Source organism: Arenibacter hampyeongensis (assembly GCF_002909255.1).
GTDB classification, from domain to species: Bacteria; Bacteroidota; Bacteroidia; order Flavobacteriales; family Flavobacteriaceae; genus Arenibacter; species Arenibacter hampyeongensis.
Map to the genome: position 1 here is coordinate 20,442 of NZ_PIOB01000003.1, position 22,173 is coordinate 42,614.

The window sequence follows — 22,173 nt, forward strand, 5'->3', positions numbered from 1 at the left end:
GAACTCCCTTAAGTTTAATTTGGTGTTTAAGACAATTAATTCGTCTTAATTATAGTGGACTAACAATGTATTTAAAGACTGCTCAAAAATAATAATTGGGGTCTCACATTTATGTTTCAATACTCCACAAATTGTAACTTATCACTATTTTTTGCAAAAACTACTAGTTTTCCATTTAAGTTCCTTGTCCTTAATATTCCTGCACTTTTTACATCTCCCCTTACCAACAAACCACTATTATTCGGATAAAGTGTTGAAAACCGCCCCTTTCCATTACCTTTTAGAAAAACTCCGTAACCAGCGTCATTCCTTGGAGTTTCCACCTCCGACTGATACAAATTTCCAGACAATAGGGCATCTAAATTACCATCTTGATCATAATCATCTATCAAAATACTATTGACAGATGAGAATTGTACCGGCCCATCAATAATATGGGTTTTAAATTGGAAATTACCTAAATTCTCAACATAGGTTGTGGCAAATGTTGTTGCCTTATAATGAGTGGCCTTCTTTAATTCCTCTATACCATATACCGTGGTTAGATCTGCCATACCGAAATCATGATAACTAGGGAATTTTTCTTTTATAAACGGCATTTGATTGGATGTACATTCCCTTCCCCTTAAGGGATAGGCAATGCCCTTTTCTTGATAACTAAGTACAATATCCAAACTACCATTCTTGTCAAAATCGCTAGCATATACCTCAAAGGGCGATTCCGCAGATGCTTTATATTTATAGTTTAATCCCAAATTTCCGACTATAAAATCCATATCACCATCCTGATCAAAGTCGGCCGATGCAACACTAAACCACCAACCTGTACTATTTTCAAAACCCGAGGGTGTAGTAATATCCGAAAATTTTGTTCCGGTATTTTTAACAATTCGTATAGGCATCCACTCCCCGACAATAACAAGATCTAAGTTTTTATCATTGTCCATATCCAACCATTCAGCATCCGAGACCATTCCCAAATTTCTCATGAACGGGGCCAATTCTTCGGTTACATCAACAAACTTTACATTACCATCACTACTGTCGTTTCTTAAGAGGTAACTACTGGCAGGTAGTGGGTATTTGCCAGGAATCAATTTACCGCCAACAAATAAATCCAGATCTCCATCATTGTCAAAATCTCCTGCCTTAACACAGGATCCACTAACTAGATAATTAGGCAGGGCATTCTCCCTTTTAGCAAATTGATCATTGCCCAAATTTTCGTAGAAGCGATCGCGATAATACTCATCCTGTGCCAATTCCTCATTGCCCCCTGAAACTATATAAAGGTCAAGATCACCATCTTTATCGGCATCAAAGAATACTGAGGCAACATCCTCATGTGCTTTGTCCTTCTCCCAAAGGTTTGGTAGCACCGATATGAAACCACCATTTTGTTGCTGAAGGAACAATTCTCCTTTTTGTCCCTTTGCACCACCCACATAAAAATCATCCAAGCCATCATTATTTACATCCCCAACAGCTAAAGCTGGTCCGTTTTCAGAAAGTTTATGTGGTAATAAACTTTCCCTATCAAAATCGTCAAAATCATTTTCTACATGTTTATAATTTGTTCGGACAAGATTCGTTACATCACGAAAAATGGGGTTGTTATTTTCTTTTAAGGATCTATCGGGAAAAATTGCATCCAAATAGTCCAAAATAAGCTGCTGGTTGACATTTATTCCGTTAATAGACTGAGATTTCCCATCGGGCCATACAATATTTAAACTCTTAATATTGTCCGCTGTACCAACACCAAAATGCACAATCTCACTTACGGAAGATTGAAAGCCCCTGGACAAATATTGTTCCTTGGTCTGTTTCTCATCATTAGTATTAACGGTAATCCTGGCTCCGATGCCGACACTATTTCCTACAGGTCCTTTTAATTTTACTTTTAAATAATTGTTTTTGAATGCCAACTCCCGGGAATTATTCCTGTAAACAAAGGCTGGGTCATTTATATTGTTCCCAATAATATCCAGATCACCATCGTTATCCAAATCCGCGTAAACGGCACCATTGGTACAGCTAGGAGTATTTAAATTCCATGTTTCGTTCATTGATGTAAATGTAAAATCCCTGTTGTTCAAATAGAGTAAATTTACCTCCTTCTTTTCCGGCATTCGTGCTAAAACATCATCGTAATAGGTTTTAATGAGGGAATCCCTATTCTTAAAATTTTCAAGATCTTTATATAACTGACCTACTCTTTTGCGCTTATAAATCACAAAATCATTATTTCTAAACGACCTCAATATACCGTTGGAAACAAAAACATCTTGCCATCCATCGTTGTCCATATCAAATAAAAGGGGAGCCCAACTCCAATTGGTATTGGATATTCCGGCATACTTACCTATTTCCGAAAATGCCGGGACGCCATCTTCCACATAATTTCCATTGTTTACTTGCAAAGTATTAAACATGTATTGATGATGAAGCCCCTTGTCCACTATATCCTGAAACCTCTTTATGCTCATACCACTCATACTGGTCTTAAGGTCATAATTGTTATTGGACACCATATCTACCGAAATAAAATCCAATAAACCATCATTGTTGATATCCCCAATATCGTTGCCCATTGAGAAATTGGAAATATGATTGGTAGCTTTCAAAATCACTTCCTTAAAACTTCCATCTTTTTGGTTTAAATAAAGATGGTCCTTTTCCGAATAATCGTGACCCACTATTATATCTGGCCATTGGTCATTGTTTAAATCCCCTATTGCAATACCTAGCCCAAAACCTATAGCGTTATTTACTATACCGCTGAACTCGGAGACATCTATAAATTTGCCATTGTCGTTCCTAAATAAGCGTTCACTACTGTAGTCCGACTTCTTGTTCAACAGAGTGCTTATATTAGGTTCAACGTCCGCAGGCTCAATCCCATGATTGATCAAGAACATGTCCAAATCCCCATCCCTGTCATAATCCAGAAATGCAGCTTGGGTAGAGTAATGGGGCAGATCTAATCCATAGTTGGAAGCCTCCTCCTCAAATACAGGTATTCCCTCTTTGTTATTTCCCTTATTTACATAAAGCTCATTTCTTCTTTCCTCCAAATTACCATAATCACCGGATTTGCATACATAGATATCCAATAGTCCATCAGAATTTATATCCACCATGGTTACACCGGTAGGGAAACCATTGATACCCTTCACTTTTGACACATTGGTTGTTTCCTCAAAAGATAAATTGCCTTTATTTATAAAGAGTTTGTTGGAGTATAGATTTGAAATAAAGTAAATATCAGGGAGATCATCATTATTTAAATCCCCTACAGCTACACCACCTCCATTATATAAGTATTCATAAAGTACCCCATTGATTGTTGGGCTTTCGTTAATGACATTTATAAAATTTAATTTGGTTTCATTGGGGCCCAATAGTGTAAAAAGTGCTTCAGCCGAGGCTTTGCTGCCATCATCCGTCCCTGGTGCATCTTTTTTTTCTCCACAACTAAGAAATATAAAACTTAAACCCAATATGATACTAATCCTGTTCATTATTCAAAAGTATTATTTTATAAATGGTACGTCCATTAAACTTTGCATTGGTTCGCCTGTTTATACAATGAACACAAAATTTCAATTTACTTAAAATAGTACTAACCCTGAAGGTAAATGTTGAAGTATTAGAGTCGATCAATAGCTTCAAATATAAGATATTGAATCCTTCCAACTTCTCTTATTGGCATTAAGCCTATTATTAAAAAATACTGACAGATAATCTTAGAAAGGTTATTTTGTCCTTTAAAGAAAATCTGTCAGTACTAAGTTAATTACAACTGGATCGTTCAGGTTTTCACTAACTTCTACCTATAGGAACCATAAATATTCTATAATAATTACCTATCCGAATCAATAACCAGGATTTTGAATTAAAACCCCATTACTAAGGTCAATTTCACTCTGAGGTATGGGGAAGAAATAATTTTTAGGCTTGACAAAGACTCTTACAGGATCAAATTGCCCCCTATCTTCTCCATAAATCGCCACTATATCCACAATTCCCGCCTTATCCCATCTCATAAGATCCTGATGACGCTGATTTTCACCCACTAATTCCACCCTTCTCTCGTGAATCAATTCTGGCATTCCAGCGTTGGATACTGGCAATAAACCTACCCTATCGCGAACAACATTAATTTCATCATCTCCAGCCCCAGGACCACTTTTTCTAATCTTGGCCTCCGCAACCAACAAATAAACATCAGCCGACCTTAGAATTGGTACATTGGCCTGGTTACTTAGGCTACCGTCCTCATTAAAGGTGGTAAATTTGGATAAACTAAATCCTGTTTGGGTCAAATCTGCAGTGAATTCAGTTAATTCCGGACCTCTTTGTACCATATCACCGGGCTTAAATATAGAATACCCCAAGCGCGGATCGCCGTCCTCAAACTCATCTACCACATTTTGTACCGGGTTATGAAAATCCCAGCCACCCCATGGTCTTGGAGTTACAAAATATTGTGGATTATCGGACCAATCAGATCCTTGTGCAGCGAAGAGCATTTCTGGATTATTCTCTGTAGCAGGAGTAAAATTATCCCTGAAGTTATCGGCCAAAGGATAAGGACCGTTTATGACCTCTGTTCCGGCGGCAATGGTCCCGTCAAAATTTTCTTGATATAAATACAGTTTTGCCAAAAGCCCATTGGCAGATCCTTTATTTGGCCTTCCCAAATTTTCACTGGTATGGGTGGCCGGCAACAAACCTACTGCAGCAATTAAATCCGTTTCAATTTGAGCCTGTACCTCTGCAAGAGTTGCTTTGGGCACATTAAAATTACTTTCCAAAATATTATCTTCAAGAATTAGTGGAACACCCCCATAAATCACCGAAAATCGCCAGTATCCGAATGCCCTAATGAAATGTGCTTCACCCAACACTCTATTCTTTAAGGCCTCATCCATTCCCTCAATTCCGGGAACATTAATAAGTACCGCATTGGCCCTATTGATCATTTCGTACTTATTTTTCCAGCCCGCTCTAACACCATTGTTACTGGCGTCCATAGTGAAGTTCTCCATGGCTTCTTCATAACCGTGATCGCCAGCCCTAAAAATATCATCCGCACAATTGTCGAATACATTTTCATTATGACCATAGGAATCTTCCTCACGCAAAGGTGTGTACATGGCATTTGCCGCTGCTACAGCATCTTCCCCATTGCGCCAAAATGTTGCTGAAGTAGATTCCCCATAAGCTGTGGTATCCAATATATTCTTATCACAGCCGATAACCAACAGCGATAAAAACGCTATAGGCAATATGAATCTGTTTTTTATAATCTTTATCATGACTTTTTAATTTTCTATTTATTAAATCGAATCTTTAAGATTGGGTTAAAAACCAATATTGGCACCCAATAAAAATGTTCTTGCCTGAGGGTATTGGGCGTAATCCACATTTAATTGATTTCCATCGGTTAAACCCAATTCGGGATCATATCCGGAATAACCGGTAACAGTAAACACATTCTGTCCAGTTACATAGAACCGCAGTCGTGAAAGTCCAATTTTATCCGTAATATCCGAAGTAATGGTATAGCCTACCGTAAGGTTTTTCAACCTTAGAAAATCTCCTTTTTCAATAAACAGGTCGGATGTTCTGTGATTTAAATTGGTACGTAAGGTTGAAACCCTTGGGATATCATTACTTGTTCCAGGTCCTGTCCAACGCCCGGTAATGTCCGAGTATAAATTGAATGGATAACTGGCATCCAGTCCCTGCATTCTGTCCGCGTTATAAATTTCAACACCTGCCACCCCTAAAAAGAACATGGTTAGATCGAAACCCTTATAATTTGCGCTGGCGTTTATGCCATAAGTCATTTTTGGATGGGGGCTTCCAATAATTTCCCTATCCTTATCATCTATAACATTATCATTATTTACATCTTTAAAACGTACATCCCCTGGCACCGCTCCCGGCTGATTGGCATGCGCATCGATTTCTGCTTGGGTCTGAAAAAGGCCATCTGCACGCCATCCGTAAAAGGTGCTAATTGGATTACCTTCATATGTACGCACTATTTCTTGATTGGGTCTTCCATATAATGGGGATCCCAAAAAGGTACCACTAACCAATTTTACAACTTCATTTTTAACAAATGAAGCATTGGCCCCTATACTATATCCGAAGTCTCCCTTGGAATCCTGCCAGTTCAATTCCATTTCCAAACCTTTGTTTCTTACTTGTCCAATATTCAGGAAAGGGGAAGGATTGCTACCTTGGGCGCCAATAACTGGAGGCCTAAGCAACATATCGTCCGTGTCTTTAATAAAATAGTTGAAATTGGATGTCAATTTATTATCCAAGAAACCCATGTCAATACCAAAGTTGGTCATTCTCACGGTTTCCCAGCTAATGTCCTCATTGGCATAACTTACTTGATTAGCACCCACAATATCAACACTGCCGTCCAAACCAAAGGAATATCTTTGTCCACGGCCAATTCTTGCCAAATATTGTAGCCTATCAATGTTCTGGTTACCCAGTTCTCCCCAGCCTCCTGTTACTTTTAAATTATCCATAAAAGGGACATCAAAAAAAGACTCTTCGGAAACTCTCCATCCCAAAGAAAAGGCGGGAAAAACACCCGTTCTGTTGCCATCAGCGAATTTTGAAGATTCATCGGATCTTACGGTAGCGGTAAGTAAATATTTATCTAGATAAGAATAATTAAGTCTTCCAAAAATAGATTCTAGTCCATCATGCGCCTTGTATTCACTATTCCCGCTCAACTCACCTGTACTAAGTAGGCGTTGACTTGGATCTTCATCCGGTAAATTTTTTGAACTCGCAGAAAAACCCTGATAATCAAATGATTGCTGGGTATACCCCCCTACAACTCCCACTCTATGAGCTCCAAATATTTTATCATAGGTTAGAAAATATTCCATTAAAAACGAAAATTCCTCATCGTAGTTCCTATTGGCATTATTTTCATTAGTAGTCCTAATCTGGTCTAAAACCTGTGAATTAAAACTTCTCCTATCCCTGACCAAAGCATCTATTGCGAAATTGGCCTTGAATTTTAAATCATTGGTCAACGAAATCTCAGGAGAAACACTTGTTAGCAAACGTGTTATACGATCATCAGCGTCCAGTCTATCAATTTCGAAAAGGGGATTATTGATATCCCCAAACTCACCACTAATTTGATTGGAACTATACTTACCGTTGCTATCCTTAATAGGTAATCCTGGGTGAAAACGAATGGCGCTCCAAATTAATCCATTTTGGGCGGAAGTTGTATTGAAGCCAGTTGTGGTTCTAGAGGATAAAGACATCGTCTGTCCTATTTTTAGCCACTTCTTTACTTTATGGTCAGAATTAATTCTCAAGCTTATCCTGTCGGCTGCCGACCTCTCAATAATTCCCTCTTCATTGTAATAACCCAAACCAAACAAAAATGTTGAGTTATCATTTCCTCCACTTATATTAAGGTCAACATTTTGCGTCATTCCAGTGGAAAAAACGGCATCTTGCCAATCCGTAAGCTGTGTTTGATATTGTGCATCTTGCCAAATTGGATTAACAGGAATACCATCATTGGCATAGCGTTCCCTTTTTATTTCCGCCAAAGTGGATGCGTCCAATACGTCAAGGGTTTTTACTACATTGGAAAAACCGGAATATACATCTATATTCATATTAAGCTTTTCCCCAGACTTTCCTTTTCTGGTAGTTACAATTACAACACCGTTGGCAGCTCTTGTACCATAAATGGCAGAAGCGGAGGCATCTTTTAAAACCTGAATGGATTCAATATCGTTCGGGTTGACCCCATTAATGTTTGCTGTAGGTATTCCATCAACAACATATAAAGGCTCTGAATTGTTAACCGTACCGGTTCCACGAATTCTTATGGCCACTGAACCTCCTGGAGCACCTCCATTGGGAACTACTTGTACACCTGCCATTCTACCTTGCAAGGCCTTATCAATTCCGGATACCGGCAAATTCTTGAAATCATCTCCTTTTATGGAAGAAATAGCCCCGGTAACATCCTTCTTTGCCGTAGTACCATAACCCACTACGACAACCTCATCCAGAAAATTGGCATCCTCTTCCAGTTGAATATTAATATTGGTGTTTTGCCCTACAGTTCTTTCCACCGTCTGCATCCCTAAATAGGAAAATACCAATATGGCATTACTGGAACTTACTTCAATGTTATAATTACCGTCAAAATCTGCAACAGCTCCATTACTGGTATTTTTTTCCTGTATGGAAGCTCCTGAAAGCGGCATTCCTTGGGAGTCGGTAATATTACCTCTCACCGAGATGGGATCTTGTGGATAATCAATCAGAGCATTGGGCGAATTGGCCCATGCATTTTCAACACCCACTCCAAAAAGAAGGGTGCAAAGCAACAAACAGTGCTTCATTTCCAATTTTGGCAAAAAGGATATATCCCTCCATTTTTGTAAGAAGAAGGAAAATACCAAGTGTTCTTGTTTTTTCATCTAAAGTTTAATTAGTTGGTTAAGTAGTGTTCTTAGTTCAATAAAAATTCAATTTAGTGAAACGTTTAAGCAAAGTAAAAAAAAAGACCCCAGAACTTTAAGGGCTCACCCATTCTTAACATTAAATTCACATTGAGCTATACTACAGCAGTTTTACAAATATTACAAATCTAAGGTAATAAAAAGAATTATTCGACGCCTATTTTCCAATGAAATTTTTCATTATATCCACCCCAATACGCATTCGAAATTGCTAAACGTTGAGGGCAATGGTCTTATTAATATTATTATGGCGGTAAAGCTTGGCAACCTCACCAATTACCTTTTACTTCCTAGAGGAGGGCCTACCAAGCACATTTACAATGAATCCAAAGAACACTACCACAAAGGATATCAAACTTATGGGAGGTAAGCCTCCTTGCCATTTTGAAGGTGCCAACCAAGTGGAATATCCCATAAAAAAAAGGTGTATTCCCAGCATAAAGAGCAGACCCAATAAGAATTTTTTTGAAGTAATAATCTTGATAAGTATTTCTTTGCCCTTACTCCGGTTTCTAAAGCACCAGTGATAAAGTCCCAGTACCATAAAACTGACCAATCCCGAAAGTAAGCTAAAATTCCCTATTACAGACAACGTATTATCTCCTTCAAAAAACTTAGGATAATACTGGGGATTGAAAATTAAAAAACTTAGGAGCACGTGAAATATGGTCAACAGCAGGCCAGAAATACCCAACACCTTTCTACTTTCCAATCCTAAATTAAAATTGGTCATTCGCAAATTGGTCAATGGTCTAATTGAAAAACTAAAGACCAGCAATACGATTGCTGCCAAGGACACTCCCTTGTTCAATATAAATATTGGCAAATCTTTCCATGCAACCGTTCCCACCACATTATACCTTAATACCGCATAGCCCATAGAAATACCAAAAACGGCCCAAATTATCTTTTTGTATTTTCTTTGTTCACTCTCAATCATAAAAATTCATTCTCAATTTAATTCATAGGAAATCTATCCCTATCACCCAAGTCGCCATGTACGCTTATGGCTATCAAGGCCAAAATAGCGATTGCTACAAGTACAACAAACAAGTAAACAAGCCACTTCTTAAGGTCCAACCTATCAATATCCCCAAATGAAAACTGTATGCTCTTGAATCGGAGCAAAGCGAAAATCACTATAATATTTAACACATAAAGATGATGGTTCAGGTGCATTTCCCCTCCAAATATACCTGTTACGGCATAGCTCATAAACGTGTATGCTACAAGCATGGCAAAAAATGTAACCAAAACATCTTTTTGTGAGAATTCTTCCTTTTTAAATTTCCAAAGGATAGTGATGACCATTGCCACTAAAACCAAAAGCACCATTAAAGTACTGATTGAGGCAATGGATTCAATATTGGGTAAACTCTCCAAACGCCTGGCAATATGACCATAGGTTAAAGATTCCCTATAAACGATCAATGGAATAAAGAGTACTACAATGATAAAGGCGGACCAGTTTTCCCATTTTTTTGCACTCGGAATTTCTTTAGGCCATTTGGAACTAAATACACCATAGGCCATTCCAGTTCCACCAAAAAAACCAATACTGTATTCCATAACGTTCCACATGTTAAACGGAATTTCCCATGTATTTCCCAATACCTGTAAAAAATTACCAAAACTAAAACCAATTCCTCCGCCCAACATAGAGAACAAGGCCACCCTAATGGCAGAATTTCTATTTTCCTTGGCCATATACCACAACATGGCCAGCCCGGCCCCAAAACACAGTGCCCATGCCTCAGATCGCGGTGGAGTCATTTTAAAGCCTATCTGTTCCACCAAAAAATAATAGCTTACAAGTGCGCCAGCAACCATCAAGGATAACAACTGTCCCCACTTAACCCTATTCCCTTCTGTGGAATCCAAGGTTAAACCTACCAGTCCTCCACCCAATAATCCAAAAAGTCCACCAATTACGAAAAGCATTCCAAGTCCGTAATAGGCGTTAATAAAGTTATCTGCAAAGCCATAACCAACTACCATACCATAGCTTATCATGCCACCTGCTCCCCAACCCACTGCCGAAGCCAAAGCAATTAACATCATTTTGCCATACCAATCCTTTCGCCCGGAAACTAGTACCAAGGCAAGCCCACCTATTGCCCCTGCCCAAGCGGCACCCTGTTCATGTCCAAACTGACCCCTTATGGCCCAAGCCGTTGCAAGCGCCATGGCAACAATCAATATCTGTATTCTTATCTTACTAATTTTCATGGTATTGCCGTAGATTATTTTCTTCTTTTTATTTCCACTGTTTCAATCTCATTGCCATTTATGTCCGTCACATGCAAATAGGCGTTTTTCTTATTGATCTGTACATTGACGAAATGTTCTATTTTACTCGATTTCTTAGTTTCTGGCAAGGTAAGCTCAATATCATATAATGGAGCGCCTGCTCCGGCAGAGGTAATATAATGCACACCATTTTTAGTGGCACGGTGATAATGGTGGTCATGGCCGTTCAGGAACACCTGCACCTTGTGTCTTTCAAAAATATCGCCCCAAAACTTACGGGTCTGTTCGGCCTCGGCCTTTCTATTTTTCATTGCACTATACAATGGCTTATGCTGGAAAACAAAAACAAATCCCGCTTCCCTATTTAATTCCAAAACGATTTCCAACCATTTTTTCTGGGTATTAAAATACTCTGAAAAGGCACTTTGCCAGAAGGCATCACTATTCTTTTCAGAAATAAAATCCGGTTCCGAAATTTGCTTCCCTTCGCTATCCAAAACAATAAAAAGGGCATCGCCAACGGTGAAATAGTAGTATTTTTCATTGTTTGGCAAATCGAACAAATCATAGTAATAGGGAGAATCCTTTTCGTGATTGCCCAATACAGGATAGTAAGGTGTACTTCTCATAAGGTCCTTGTTCACCCCAAAAAAGGCTTCCCAATCACTAATAGACCGCCCATTGGCCACCAAATCTCCTGAATTGATGATAAACCTTGGATTTGTCTCCATAATTTTGGCCACTATTTTTGCATGCACATCGTGCCTATTCCTGGAATCGCCCGTAACCGCAAAATTAAATGGCATTATTTCATCAGGATAGGTGGTCAATGTACCTTTACCTTCATCAGAACCATCATTAAGCACATCATATTTATATTCGGTATTTGGTTCCAGATCCCCCAAATGTATTTTGTGGTGTTTATACTCCCCTATTGTTTTTACATTGCCCTCCTTATCCATAATTGTTGGCTCACTTTCCAGGGTAGACCAGCATATGGTGGCATCCTTGGTGCCCATTTGCTGAATATAGGGCCCAAAGGCAATTTTATCCTTTTCTTGTGCAATTCCAATGATACTGATAAACAAGAGGGATAAGAAAAATACTTTTTGCATGATTTTAAAATTTAAAGTTCTGAACTATTAATCCGACATTAGAAAATGTTTTAATAAATGGTATTGGACCTTAAGGCTAGCCTTGGTCCCTTTTTTGAACCGACCTAGGAGTCGCGATAGTACACCGTAACCCCTGCCAAAAAGTCGGCATTCGTTGGACTATCACATATCAAAGGCCCTTCGGCTTTTGAAATACGGGTCTCTCGAATAAAAAGAGGCAGCCCTTGCGGAATGCCTCCTTTAAAAAAGCTGCTAAACTAACTCAAATAATTATTTTTAATACGGTTTTCCAGTTCCCTGCAACAACCACATTTTGGACCATGCGCTGTTGTTACTGGTATCTTCTCCTTTAAATGGAGTTGTTTCCAGTTTCTGAATGGCCGCATCTGCATTTTCGGAATTGGTATCTATTTCATTTATATGATAATAAAATCTCAATGGCAACGCATCTCTTTTAGTGGCAACTCCCACCTGAAGATCAGGCAATCCGGTTCTTCTATAGTCGAACCAAGATTCAGTGGCAGCAGACCAACTGGCGATCCACTTTTGCTCAATGATATCTTCCAATCCACCATAGGCGGCACCTGCAATGTAAGCGTCATATTGACCCCCAACACCCCAAGTTTCCAAGGACTGCTTAATACCCGCATTATAATGGGCCTCAGGACCACCGCTCACCCATCCTTTAAGGGCTGCTTCTGCCATAATAAAATGTACTTCTGCCGCAGAAATCAAACGGGCCTTCAATAAGGGACCACTAGCGGCTTTATATATATCATTTAATTGAGAGGCATGAGGATTGCCACTTCCCTGTAGGGAACCTACCGTCTTAAGGTTATAGGCTCCAGCCAATACCATTGCAGTAGGAAGACCAATATATTCCTTGTCATAATCTACGGGTTCACCTACTATATCTTCATAGGCGTCCACGATATCTTGTGAAATATGTCTTTCCCCATCTATAATCACATCCGTTCCATCGGGTGCACCGGCATCCAAAACCAAAGGTATTGCCACCTTATTTGCCCAAACCGCAAGTCGAGGGTCGTCCAAAGCTTGCAAGGCATCCACTAAAGTTTTTGCCATCTTAACTCTGAAATAGGACCCATTGGGACTATTGTCAAATTGGGTATTGGTAGGCCAGGAATCACTTCCAGTATTACCAACATACGACATGGCTGCATCATCAGAGGCATTTAATATTAAAGGATATTGCCCAGCATTGGATGTCAGCCTTCTTATACCTTCTTCTGCTAAAGCAGGTTCTTTAGACGATAACCGCATATAGTATCTCAATGCCAAAGAATTGGCAAATTTTCTCCATTTGGATACATCACCACCATAGAGAACGTCTTGATCCTCCTGAATACTAAAGTATGCACTTTGATTTTTGGAAAGAAGCGTATTTGCCCTTGCCAAATCGGCTAAAACACCCAAATAGATATCCTTTTGGTCGTCAAAAGCGGCGTCAAAAAATTCAGCTCCTTCATCCCCTCTCAGAGCCTCGGAATAGGGAGCGTCTCCCCATAAATCGGTAATCATTCCAAAAATATAGGCCTTCATAACCAAACCTACACCAATATGAAATTCCAAGTTATCCGCTTCTGCCTTTTCAATAAGTGTCTTATTATTGGTCAACAAGCTATAGTACCCATTCCAACTATGCGAATCATTGCTCCAATCATAGGAGTTGTGCCCACCGGACCAACCATCCTTTTGAGTATGTTGCATAACCCCTCCAATATCTCCAAAACCTAAGTTTAAGGCATTTTTTGCAGCACCGCTGATTACCGTTGGAACCAAAAGGTTTGGGTCCACAGTATCCGAACCAATTCTATTGGGATTTTCATTGAGGTCCTCAAGGCCGTGACAAGAGACCAAAACAATAAGTCCCGAAACCAATAAGGCCATTTTACTTTTTATCTGATACATCATGATCTTAGTTTTTTTTATTAAAATGTTATACCAATTTTAAAACCAACTGGGACAACCCATGGATCTACATTATAGCGTTCAATACCTTGCTTAAACTGAGTACCCCGCTTATCCTGTCCGGCTTCTGCCTGATAGGCTCTTTCCGGATCAACTCCGAAAGATGAGTCTTTGGTCCACAACATTATATTCCTACTATACACGGATAGGTTTACATTGTCCAGACCTGCTTTTTCAACAAACTTACGAGGCAAGTCATACCCGAGTGATATCTCCCTTAATTTTATATAATCCGCATCGAACATGTGTGGCGTTCCAAAATCCCAAGCATTGGCTACAGAGAACGGAATAAAAGCCGTTCCATCCAAGCCCAGATTTTCATTTTCCAATATAAAATTACCATTTTCATCATGATATCCCACTACTCCAGCATTGAAAACCCCGTCATAAACAACCGTTCCAGAAAAGGCCTCGGGAAATCCTCCTTCACCTGGAGGGCCACCGATAGAAATAAAGTTTTCTCCATAAAGTAAAAGATCTGCATTATCCAGCACCCATTGCTTCAATTCGGGCCCGGTCTCATTTATTCCCGGATCGATCAAGTTATCCAACAGCTGTTGACTATAACCATCCTCAGTCATGTATCTTGAGGTTTGTGACATATATTGCCCACCGGAACGCCAATCGAAGGTCATGTTCAAGGTAAAATTCTTATAAGAAAAACTGGACTGTAATCCCATAACAAAATCAGGGTTATAGTTTCCTACCTTTACCCTTTCCTCTTCCGCAAGCCATTCTGCATCTTCACCTTCACCCAACATAGGGTATCCGAAATATGGTGAATTGGCATCGGTCACCCTTTGAATCTTGGGAGAATACAAGTTCCCGACCAAACCGTCTTCACCTGTGGCCGCATTGGCTACATACCCTCTGGATACACTTTTGTTCTCACTCCAAAACTCAATATAATCCACACCATCGGCAAGGGCCAAAACTTTTGATTCATTGGTAGTAAAGTTAACATTCAAATCCCAATTAAAATTTTCTGTTCTTATAGGGGTAACGCCTAAGGAAAGTTCGTAACCCTTACTTTCCAAAACTCCTGCATTTATACTAACACTACCATAACCAGATGATCCTGGAATAGGTACGCTAGGTACAATTTGATTTTTATTTTCAACAGTGTAATAAGTTCCCTCAAAACGGAACCTATTGTTAAACATGGTCAAATCCACACCAAATTCTTTTGAAGTGGCTTCTTCCGGCTCCAAGGTCGGCGTACTTAATCCTCCCGGAGCACTGTAAAGAATCGCATTGTCCCATTGTCCTGCATTGTTATAATAAGCACCAAGTTGATAGGGACTGGTATCGTTACCTACTCTGGCCCATCCACCCCTCAGCTTAAATAGATCAACCTTAGGTATGTCCACAATTTCGCTTAACAAAAAGCTCAGGGAAGCCGATGGATAAAAATAAGATCTGTTATCAACAGGCAATGTACTTGACCAATCGTTCCTTGCGGTAACGTCCAAATACAACATATCCTTAAAACCAAAATTACCCAAAGCATACACACTATTAATTCCACGTTCGCTCATGAAACTGGAATACACCAAAGCCGTTGGGGCAATATTACTTATGGTAAATAGGTCTGGCACAACAAGACCTACCCGAGAGGCTGCAGAATTACTAATCCCAGAACTCTTTTGGTACATAAGATTGCCACCTCCAGATATTGACATATCAAAATCTCCGAATTCCTTCGAAAAAGTTGCCAATAGATCCACATTAGTTTCCACCCCATCGGTTTTAGAAATACCATAAGTACCATTATTGGTTTCACCACTGTAACCTGGCGACATTTTAGTTTCCTGGGTCTGATTGGAGCTATTGAGGTTATAACTTGTCCTTATATTAAATGAAGGGGATAATTTCCAATCCAATGCCATATTCCCGAATATTCTATATCTAGAATAACTATTATTCACCTCGTTGGCCAAGAAATATGGATTATTATAGTCACTTGAAAGGCTTAAAACATCGGTACCGGGCAAATCGTAATCCTTAATGCTCAGTATATCAATATTGGCAGGCATGGCATAAGCCCATTGCAATGGATTTGCCCCCCTGTTGGATGCCGGTCTATTGTCGGCAAAGCTATGTACCACATTAACATTGGTAGTTATTTCCAATTTATCGTTTAAATTGGACGAGGCTGACAATGAGAAACTGTTTCTGTTCACATCAGAGTTGGGAACCAAACCAGTATTTTCCATATTGGTTACTCCCAACCTATAATTTAATGCTTTTGTACTATTGGTCACCGTTAAACTATTGGTAGTGGTAATTCCTGTCTGTACAAAATTCTTGATATTATTGGGATACGATCTTAGTTCAGTTGGAATTGGAACACCATTGGCATCCAAGGGCGCATTCCATTGTACCGCAAAATATCCTCGATCTAATTCAGATCCCGAATTTCCGCCAGAAAGTGCCACAGCCGGCATTAAATTACTTCCTCCCTGAGATTCCGGAGAAAATGAAAAATAACCGGATGCAAATCGGGTTTGTTGTTCCAAATATTTATAAGGAACATCAAATACTGTATTGGAAGTGAAGGAAACCTTCATCTTTTCCTTTTCATTGGCCTTTTTCGTGGTAATCAAAACCACCCCATTACCAGCACGCGAACCATATAAAGCGGCTGCACTTGGTCCTTTCAAGATACTGACATTCTCTATGCTATTGGGATCCAAATCCGAAATAGCATTACCATAATCCACTTTGTTATCGTTACCAAAACCACCAATGTTGTTTACCGAGTTGGCAATGGGAACCCCATCCACAACAAATAAGGGTTGGTTGTCAGAACTTAACGAGATTGCCCCCCTTATAACCATACTTACCGAAGAACCTGTTCCTCCCGTAGAATTTAAGGTTACACCAGCTACCTTACCGGACAACGAATTTAAGACATTCTCCTGGGCAACCCTGGTCAATTCTTCCCCTGCAACATTTTCAACGGAATACCCCAAAGATTTATCGGCACGTTTAATTCCCAAAGCCGTTACCACCACCTCGTCCAAGGCTTGGGCACCTGGCTCTAAGGTTACATTAATAGAAGTTCTTCCATTCACCGTCACCTCCTGGGCTTCAAAACCTATATAGGAAAAAACAAGGACACCATTCCCATTGGGAACATTTATACTATAATTTCCATCAAAATCCGATGATACTCCCTGAGTGGTTCCTTTTAATACAACACTGACCCCCGGCAAAGGCATTCCATCTTCTGAGGACGTTAAGTTACCCGATACCATATGCTGAACAGATTGGCCCATTACCGATGCTGAGCAGAATACCAACAACATCAAGGACAATTGTCCAAGGCTCTGTATTTTATTTTTTAAATATGTGTTCATAGAATAATATTGTAGTTAGTTATTTTGTTTTGATTATCCACATAAGGACTATTTAACAGCCTCAAAAGTAAGCACAAGTGCGTGTGTATTGAGTGGCGCATAATCCGGAGAGGCTGATATAAACATGATTGCCTTCAAGGTATTATCTTTAACTTCCTTTATAATCACCTTTCGCTCGTAATCTATCATTCCAAAAAACATAGTTCCGGAAAAACTCAAGGTACTTACTCCATTATAAGTCAATGCAAAGCCAGGACCATATACAGATGATACGGTTAAATCCGTATTTTCAACATATGTAAAGGTAGCATTGGGCTCAGGGGTATAAAAGCCCGTGCACAAACCGAAATCCTGGTCGGAACTCGGATTTTTGATTCCCACCCCACCAGTAGTTAAAAATTGATAGACCAAACCACTAAATGCAGCCCCGTCCTTTAAATCCATGGAATAATCCCCATTAAAATGGAAAGTATATTCATCCTGGTACACCTCACCCAAACCTAAACCAGCTCCTAATATACCACCAGGAAGGGGATTAGGGGCCCCTGCAAATGGTGAAAGACTAGCATCTGCATTGGCGAAATAATCCCCAGCGGAATGCGCATTGGCTATGCGCCAAGTTTTACCATTGGTGGCAGTTGGCCCACCCGTAAGTAATATATAAGGTGTTAAATCTACAGCTAGGTCAATCTCCCTACTTACAGAACTTCCATCTGCAGCAGTAGCCGTCAACTTCGCAGTGTAATATCCGCCCTCAGCAAAGACATGAACCGGGTTCTTTTCTGAACTTGTAGTCCCATCTCCAAAATCCCACAACCATGAGGTTGCTTTATTGGTCAACCCTTGGAAGGCTACTTTCTTCCCGACTGTGCTCTGAAAAATATCAGCGGAAAGAGGAATATCTTCAGAACTGGTACTATCATCTGAACTACAAGAGGACAGGGATAGTATCATCGAAAATAAAACTCCATACAACAGTCTTAGATTTTTTTTAGTCATAAACAATAGTTTTAAGTTAGTTTTTATGTAATCAAATATTAAGAATTACCAAAATCTTGTTCCAATTTGATAACCCCCAGTTAACGATATGTTAATTTTAGGACCGATTAATTACACTCTTACCAAAAATATATTTAAATTTTTCAATACAATTCAGATATATTATTAAATATGCATTATATATTAACCATTGAATTAATAAATTAATTATATTTTTGTGAAATAAGTCAATATTCTTATTAAGTTTTATGCATGCATAATAAGAGCATTTTTAACATTTAAATGTGAATATTTATGAAAATAAAATCTTACACATCATGTAGGGCAATATTAGATCTCTTACTTATTCCATTTTTCATCCTAGTTTCACTTAATGTCCATTCCCAACAACTAAATGTGGGTGCGGCCCAACGAATTATTACCCCCAACCCACTTATTGCGGTTTCTGGTGGTGTAGGAACTCCCAAGCCCACTACTGAAAAGAAAGGAGAATTATATGTTAGGGCCATGGTGTTGGAAAAGGGCGGGGAAAAAATAGCCATTGTTAATGTCGATAATCTCGGATGGCCGGCATCTCTTGGCAATAGGGCCAGAAAACTGATCAAGGACATTCCGTTCAATAATATATTAATAGGAGCCACACATACCCATAGCGCTCCTGATGCCTATGCTTTTCCGGACGAAAAAGGGAATTTTGCAGCCGATTTAAAATACCTTGATTGGTGCGTGATCCAAATTGCGGATGCCGTGAATGAAGCTTCTCAAAATTTAGAACCCGCCCAACTGAAAATCGCTGTAGGAGAGGCCAAAGGAAAAATAGCGTACAATTATTACGCCCCGGAATTGTACGATCCAAGATGTGGGGTAATTCAGGCTTTGGGCACCAAGGGAAAAAATAAAGACCGGCCTATTGTTACTTTGCTAAACTATGCCATACATCCGGAGGTAATAGGCAGCGATCGTGGAATTTTGAGTCCTGATCTCATTGGACCACTATATGATAGAATTGAGGCAAAGACCGGTGGGATGGCCCTTTTTATGAATGGTGCCCAAGGAGGAATGGTCACTGCAGACAATAGATTGGGAAACGGCCATGAAGCCTTTGATTGGGAAGAATGTAAGCGTATCGGGAATTTGTTGGCAGATGAAGCCCTAAAAATCATTTCAACTGCTGATATCCAAGAGAACCCTGAACTATATTGTACCTCCAAACAAACCGAATTCCCTATAGATTCGGAAATGATGCGATATATTATAAATAATTCCCCTTTAAATATGGGCGACTCGGACAGTGCCGTGAGTACAACCCTGAACCTTTTAAATATTGGATCGGCCCAAATACTGACCATTCCTGGAGAAGCCCTACCCAATATAGGCTATTATTTAAAAAGAAATATGCCCACGGAACATCCCTTCCTTTTTGGATTGACCAATGATGCATTTGGGTATATATTGACAAAAGAAGATTTTAACAGTTTTAAAAGATACGATTACGTAAGTCGCACCAGCCTAGGGGAAAAAACAGGAGAAATCCTTATCAATGACCTATTGGCCCTAATCAAAAGCAGTCCTAAACCCAAGAAGTAAAATAATTGCTAACATTAACAAAATATCTTTATGAAAAAAATGCTTTCCCTTTTCTTAGTGATGTCCCTATTATTTATATCCTCCTGCAAGGAGAGTCCAAAAAAGCTGGTGGAAAATGTTGGCCCAGTTGAAGCGACAGTAACACCTGAAACGGCACTCCGGAGCTATCTAAACAATGCCGACCATACCTATAAATGGGAACTAAAAGAGAATTACCCCATAGGGGATGTAACTGCCTATGAGCTCTTATTGACCTCCCAGAAATGGAGAGAACATGTGTGGAGCCATGAACTAACGGTATTGGTACCCAAGGAAGTTGCCCATGACGGGGCACTATTATTGATTACTGGAGGAAGTATAAAAGAGGGAATCCCCAATTGGTCCTCCAATGAAGATGACAAAAAGTCGATTAGTTTTGCCCAGGTAGCGGAAAAAAACAAGGCCATAGTTGCTATTGTAAGACAGGTTCCCAACCAACCGCTTTACGACGGCTTAACGGAAGATGAACTTATTTCCTTCACCCTTCACAATTACAAAAATGATAAGGACCTAACATGGCCTCTACTTTTTCCAATGGTAAAAAGTGCCGTTAAGGCTATGGATGCAGTTCAGGAATTCACAAGTAAAAATCTGCAAAAGGAAGTTACACGCTTTACGGTAACCGGAGCTTCCAAAAGAGGCTGGACCACCTGGCTAACCGGGGCCAACGATAAAAGGGTTGAAACAATTGCCCCAATGGTAATAGACGTTTTAAATATGCCTGTTAGTTTGGATTACCAAATTACAGCTTGGAACGAGTATAGCGTACAAATAAATGATTATATAAAATTGGAAATCCCACAAACCGTAGGAACAGAGGACGGGAAGGCCATAACCCAAATGGTAGATCCCTATTCTTATAGGACCAATTTAACCATGCCAAAATTAATATTTATCGGAACCAATGATGAGTATTGGCCTGTAGATGCCATCAAGAATTATATCAATGATATCCCCGGTGAAAACTATATTCACTATGTACCCAATGCCGGACATGATTTGGGAGATGGGGAACAGGCTATGCGGGCCCTAAGTGCTTTTTGGGGGAAATCGCTGAACAAGACTCCCCAGACTTCCTTGGCCTACAACCTTACAACGGACAAAACCTCGGCAACCTTAACGGTCAAAACTACCTCGGATGAACTTCAAAATGCCTATATATGGTCGGCAGATTCGTCAGATAGGGACTTTAGGGACGAAAAATGGACCTCAAAAAAAATAGATTCAAAAGACCATGACCATATTTTTCAGCAGGTGAAATTTCCAAAAAGCGGCTTCAAGGCTTTTTATATTGATTTGGAATACGCCGACCCTAATGGTGGAAAATATACCAAGAGCTCTAGAATGTATGTAGCAGACGACGATGAAATCCTTTAGTAAAAAACAGGCATATTGGTTTACCGGAATTATCGCCATTCTTTTGATGCTGGCATTTACCATCATTTACGCCAGTGACACAAGCGAGAGCTTCACTGTAAGTGGATACTACGGTTATGATAAGGCAATCCCTTTAAAGGATTCCATTACAGTGTTAAAGGATACAACGGACTTTACCCTCTATCATGTAACCTACAGTAGCGTACACGACAAAAAAGTTACTGGTCTGCTAAGTATTCCCAAAAATAGCACCAAACCATTCCCCTTAATTATCCTAATGCACGGCCTAGGGGATAACAAGAATGTAGATTACGTGGCCTATGGCAACGATCTTTTCCTTAAAAACGGTTATGCGGTGTTAAGGCTCGATTTTAGTCAGCACGGCGAACGAAAAAATGATGTGTATGATTTTAATCTTACCGGGACCTATAAACACTGGACCAGGGACATCATTAGTCAGACCGTATTCGACTTAAGAAGGGCTGTGGATTTTATTGAAACCCGTGAAGAATTGGATGCCCAAAGAATTGGATATTATGGCATAAGTTTAGGAGGAATTACCGGTACCATTTTTTGTGGAGTGGAAGAACGTATAAAAGTCCCTGTAGTAGCGTTGGCTGGTGGGCAAATGAATCTACTATACAAAGAGAACGCTCTTTCCAAGGAAGCAAAAGATTTTGTCAGTATTGTTGAGCCACTCAACTATGTAAAAGAGATTGCTCCACGTCCCTTCCTAATGTTAAATGCAAAAAATGATGAAATAGTACCTCCCTTAATGAGCAAACTACTCTATAATGGAGCTAAGGAACCCAAGGAAATTATATGGTACGATGCCAAACACAGGGATGCCCCTTTGGATATAATTTTCGGTGACGGACTCAACTGGTTTAAAAAATATTTATAAATCTATAC

At 39.6% G+C, this 22,173-nt stretch carries 12 protein-coding genes; 3 read left to right on the plus strand and 9 right to left on the minus strand.

Annotation, left to right across the window (positions count from 1 at the left end):
- Nucleotides 1-116: 116 nt before the first annotated feature.
- The 9 genes from CWD91_RS08435 to CWD91_RS23070 all read right to left on the minus strand — a co-directional run bounded on the left by CWD91_RS08435 (nucleotide 117) and on the right by CWD91_RS23070 (nucleotide 18,258).
- Nucleotides 117-3,524, minus strand: coding sequence for a VCBS repeat-containing protein (locus CWD91_RS08435; protein WP_103440558.1), 3,408 nt, complete (start codon nucleotides 3,522-3,524; stop codon nucleotides 117-119).
- A gap of 354 nt (nucleotides 3,525-3,878) precedes the next feature.
- Complete coding sequence (locus tag CWD91_RS08440; protein ID WP_103440559.1) at nucleotides 3,879-5,324, minus strand: RagB/SusD family nutrient uptake outer membrane protein; 1,446 nt, start codon at nucleotides 5,322-5,324, stop codon at nucleotides 3,879-3,881.
- Nucleotides 5,325-5,369: 45 nt separating this feature from the next.
- A complete protein-coding gene (locus CWD91_RS08445; protein ID WP_103440560.1) occupies nucleotides 5,370-8,498 on the minus strand; it encodes a SusC/RagA family TonB-linked outer membrane protein in 3,129 nt (1,042 codons plus the stop codon).
- A gap of 325 nt (nucleotides 8,499-8,823) precedes the next feature.
- On the minus strand, nucleotides 8,824-9,480 hold the full coding sequence (locus CWD91_RS08450; RefSeq protein ID WP_103440561.1) for a hypothetical protein: 657 nt from the start codon (nucleotides 9,478-9,480) through the stop codon (nucleotides 8,824-8,826).
- A 17-nt stretch (nucleotides 9,481-9,497) separates the two neighbouring features.
- Complete coding sequence (locus CWD91_RS08455) at nucleotides 9,498-10,769, minus strand: hypothetical protein (RefSeq protein ID WP_103440562.1); 1,272 nt, start codon at nucleotides 10,767-10,769, stop codon at nucleotides 9,498-9,500.
- A 14-nt stretch (nucleotides 10,770-10,783) separates the two neighbouring features.
- Nucleotides 10,784-11,905 carry a metallophosphoesterase family protein gene (locus CWD91_RS08460; RefSeq protein ID WP_103440563.1) on the minus strand — a complete coding sequence of 374 codons (1,122 nt, stop codon included), beginning with the start codon at nucleotides 11,903-11,905 and terminating at the stop codon, nucleotides 10,784-10,786.
- 276 nt (nucleotides 11,906-12,181) lie between these two features.
- Nucleotides 12,182-13,840, minus strand: coding sequence for a SusD/RagB family nutrient-binding outer membrane lipoprotein (locus tag CWD91_RS08465; RefSeq protein ID WP_205164617.1), 1,659 nt, complete (start codon nucleotides 13,838-13,840; stop codon nucleotides 12,182-12,184).
- 17 nt (nucleotides 13,841-13,857) lie between these two features.
- Nucleotides 13,858-17,259, minus strand: coding sequence for a SusC/RagA family TonB-linked outer membrane protein (locus CWD91_RS08470; RefSeq protein ID WP_103440565.1), 3,402 nt, complete (start codon nucleotides 17,257-17,259; stop codon nucleotides 13,858-13,860).
- 48 nt (nucleotides 17,260-17,307) lie between these two features.
- Nucleotides 17,308-18,258 (minus strand): PKD domain-containing protein, encoded by a 951-nt coding sequence (locus tag CWD91_RS23070; protein WP_103440566.1) that lies wholly within the window; start codon nucleotides 18,256-18,258, stop codon nucleotides 17,308-17,310.
- A gap of 294 nt (nucleotides 18,259-18,552) precedes the next feature.
- On the opposite strand from CWD91_RS23070, the gene CWD91_RS08480 reads away from it, so the two are divergent.
- Genes CWD91_RS08480 through CWD91_RS08490 form a run of 3 tightly spaced genes read left to right on the plus strand, consistent with a single transcriptional unit; the run spans nucleotide 18,553 to nucleotide 22,165 of the window.
- A complete protein-coding gene (locus tag CWD91_RS08480; protein WP_205164618.1) occupies nucleotides 18,553-19,845 on the plus strand; it encodes a hypothetical protein in 1,293 nt (430 codons plus the stop codon).
- A gap of 30 nt (nucleotides 19,846-19,875) precedes the next feature.
- Nucleotides 19,876-21,261, plus strand: a complete 1,386-nt coding sequence (locus CWD91_RS08485; RefSeq protein WP_205164619.1) for a PhoPQ-activated pathogenicity-related family protein — start codon at nucleotides 19,876-19,878, stop codon at nucleotides 21,259-21,261.
- On the plus strand, nucleotides 21,248-22,165 hold the full coding sequence (locus tag CWD91_RS08490; RefSeq protein ID WP_103440567.1) for an alpha/beta hydrolase: 918 nt from the start codon (nucleotides 21,248-21,250) through the stop codon (nucleotides 22,163-22,165). The genes CWD91_RS08485 and CWD91_RS08490 overlap by 14 nt, the downstream gene beginning before the upstream one ends.
- Nucleotides 22,166-22,173: the final 8 nt, after the last annotated feature.

Excerpts from the sequence above, each read along its gene's own strand:
- CWD91_RS08435 (WP_103440558.1), bottom strand. The coding sequence starts at position 3,524 with ATGAACAGGATTAGTATCATATTGGGTTTAAGTTTTATATTTCTTAGT.
- CWD91_RS08440 (WP_103440559.1), bottom strand. The coding sequence starts at position 5,324 with ATGATAAAGATTATAAAAAACAGATTCATATTGCCTATAGCGTTTTTA.
- CWD91_RS08445 (WP_103440560.1), bottom strand. The coding sequence starts at position 8,498 with ATGAAAAAACAAGAACACTTGGTATTTTCCTTCTTCTTACAAAAATGG.
- CWD91_RS08450 (WP_103440561.1), bottom strand. The coding sequence starts at position 9,480 with ATGATTGAGAGTGAACAAAGAAAATACAAAAAGATAATTTGGGCCGTT.
- CWD91_RS08455 (WP_103440562.1), bottom strand. The coding sequence starts at position 10,769 with ATGAAAATTAGTAAGATAAGAATACAGATATTGATTGTTGCCATGGCG.
- CWD91_RS08460 (WP_103440563.1), bottom strand. The coding sequence starts at position 11,905 with ATGCAAAAAGTATTTTTCTTATCCCTCTTGTTTATCAGTATCATTGGA.
- CWD91_RS08465 (WP_205164617.1), bottom strand. The coding sequence starts at position 13,840 with ATGATGTATCAGATAAAAAGTAAAATGGCCTTATTGGTTTCGGGACTT.
- CWD91_RS08470 (WP_103440565.1), bottom strand. The coding sequence starts at position 17,259 with ATGAACACATATTTAAAAAATAAAATACAGAGCCTTGGACAATTGTCC.
- CWD91_RS23070 (WP_103440566.1), bottom strand. The coding sequence starts at position 18,258 with ATGACTAAAAAAAATCTAAGACTGTTGTATGGAGTTTTATTTTCGATG.
- CWD91_RS08480 (WP_205164618.1), top strand. The coding sequence starts at position 18,553 with ATGAAAATAAAATCTTACACATCATGTAGGGCAATATTAGATCTCTTA.
- CWD91_RS08485 (WP_205164619.1), top strand. The coding sequence starts at position 19,876 with ATGAAAAAAATGCTTTCCCTTTTCTTAGTGATGTCCCTATTATTTATA.
- CWD91_RS08490 (WP_103440567.1), top strand. The coding sequence starts at position 21,248 with ATGAAATCCTTTAGTAAAAAACAGGCATATTGGTTTACCGGAATTATC.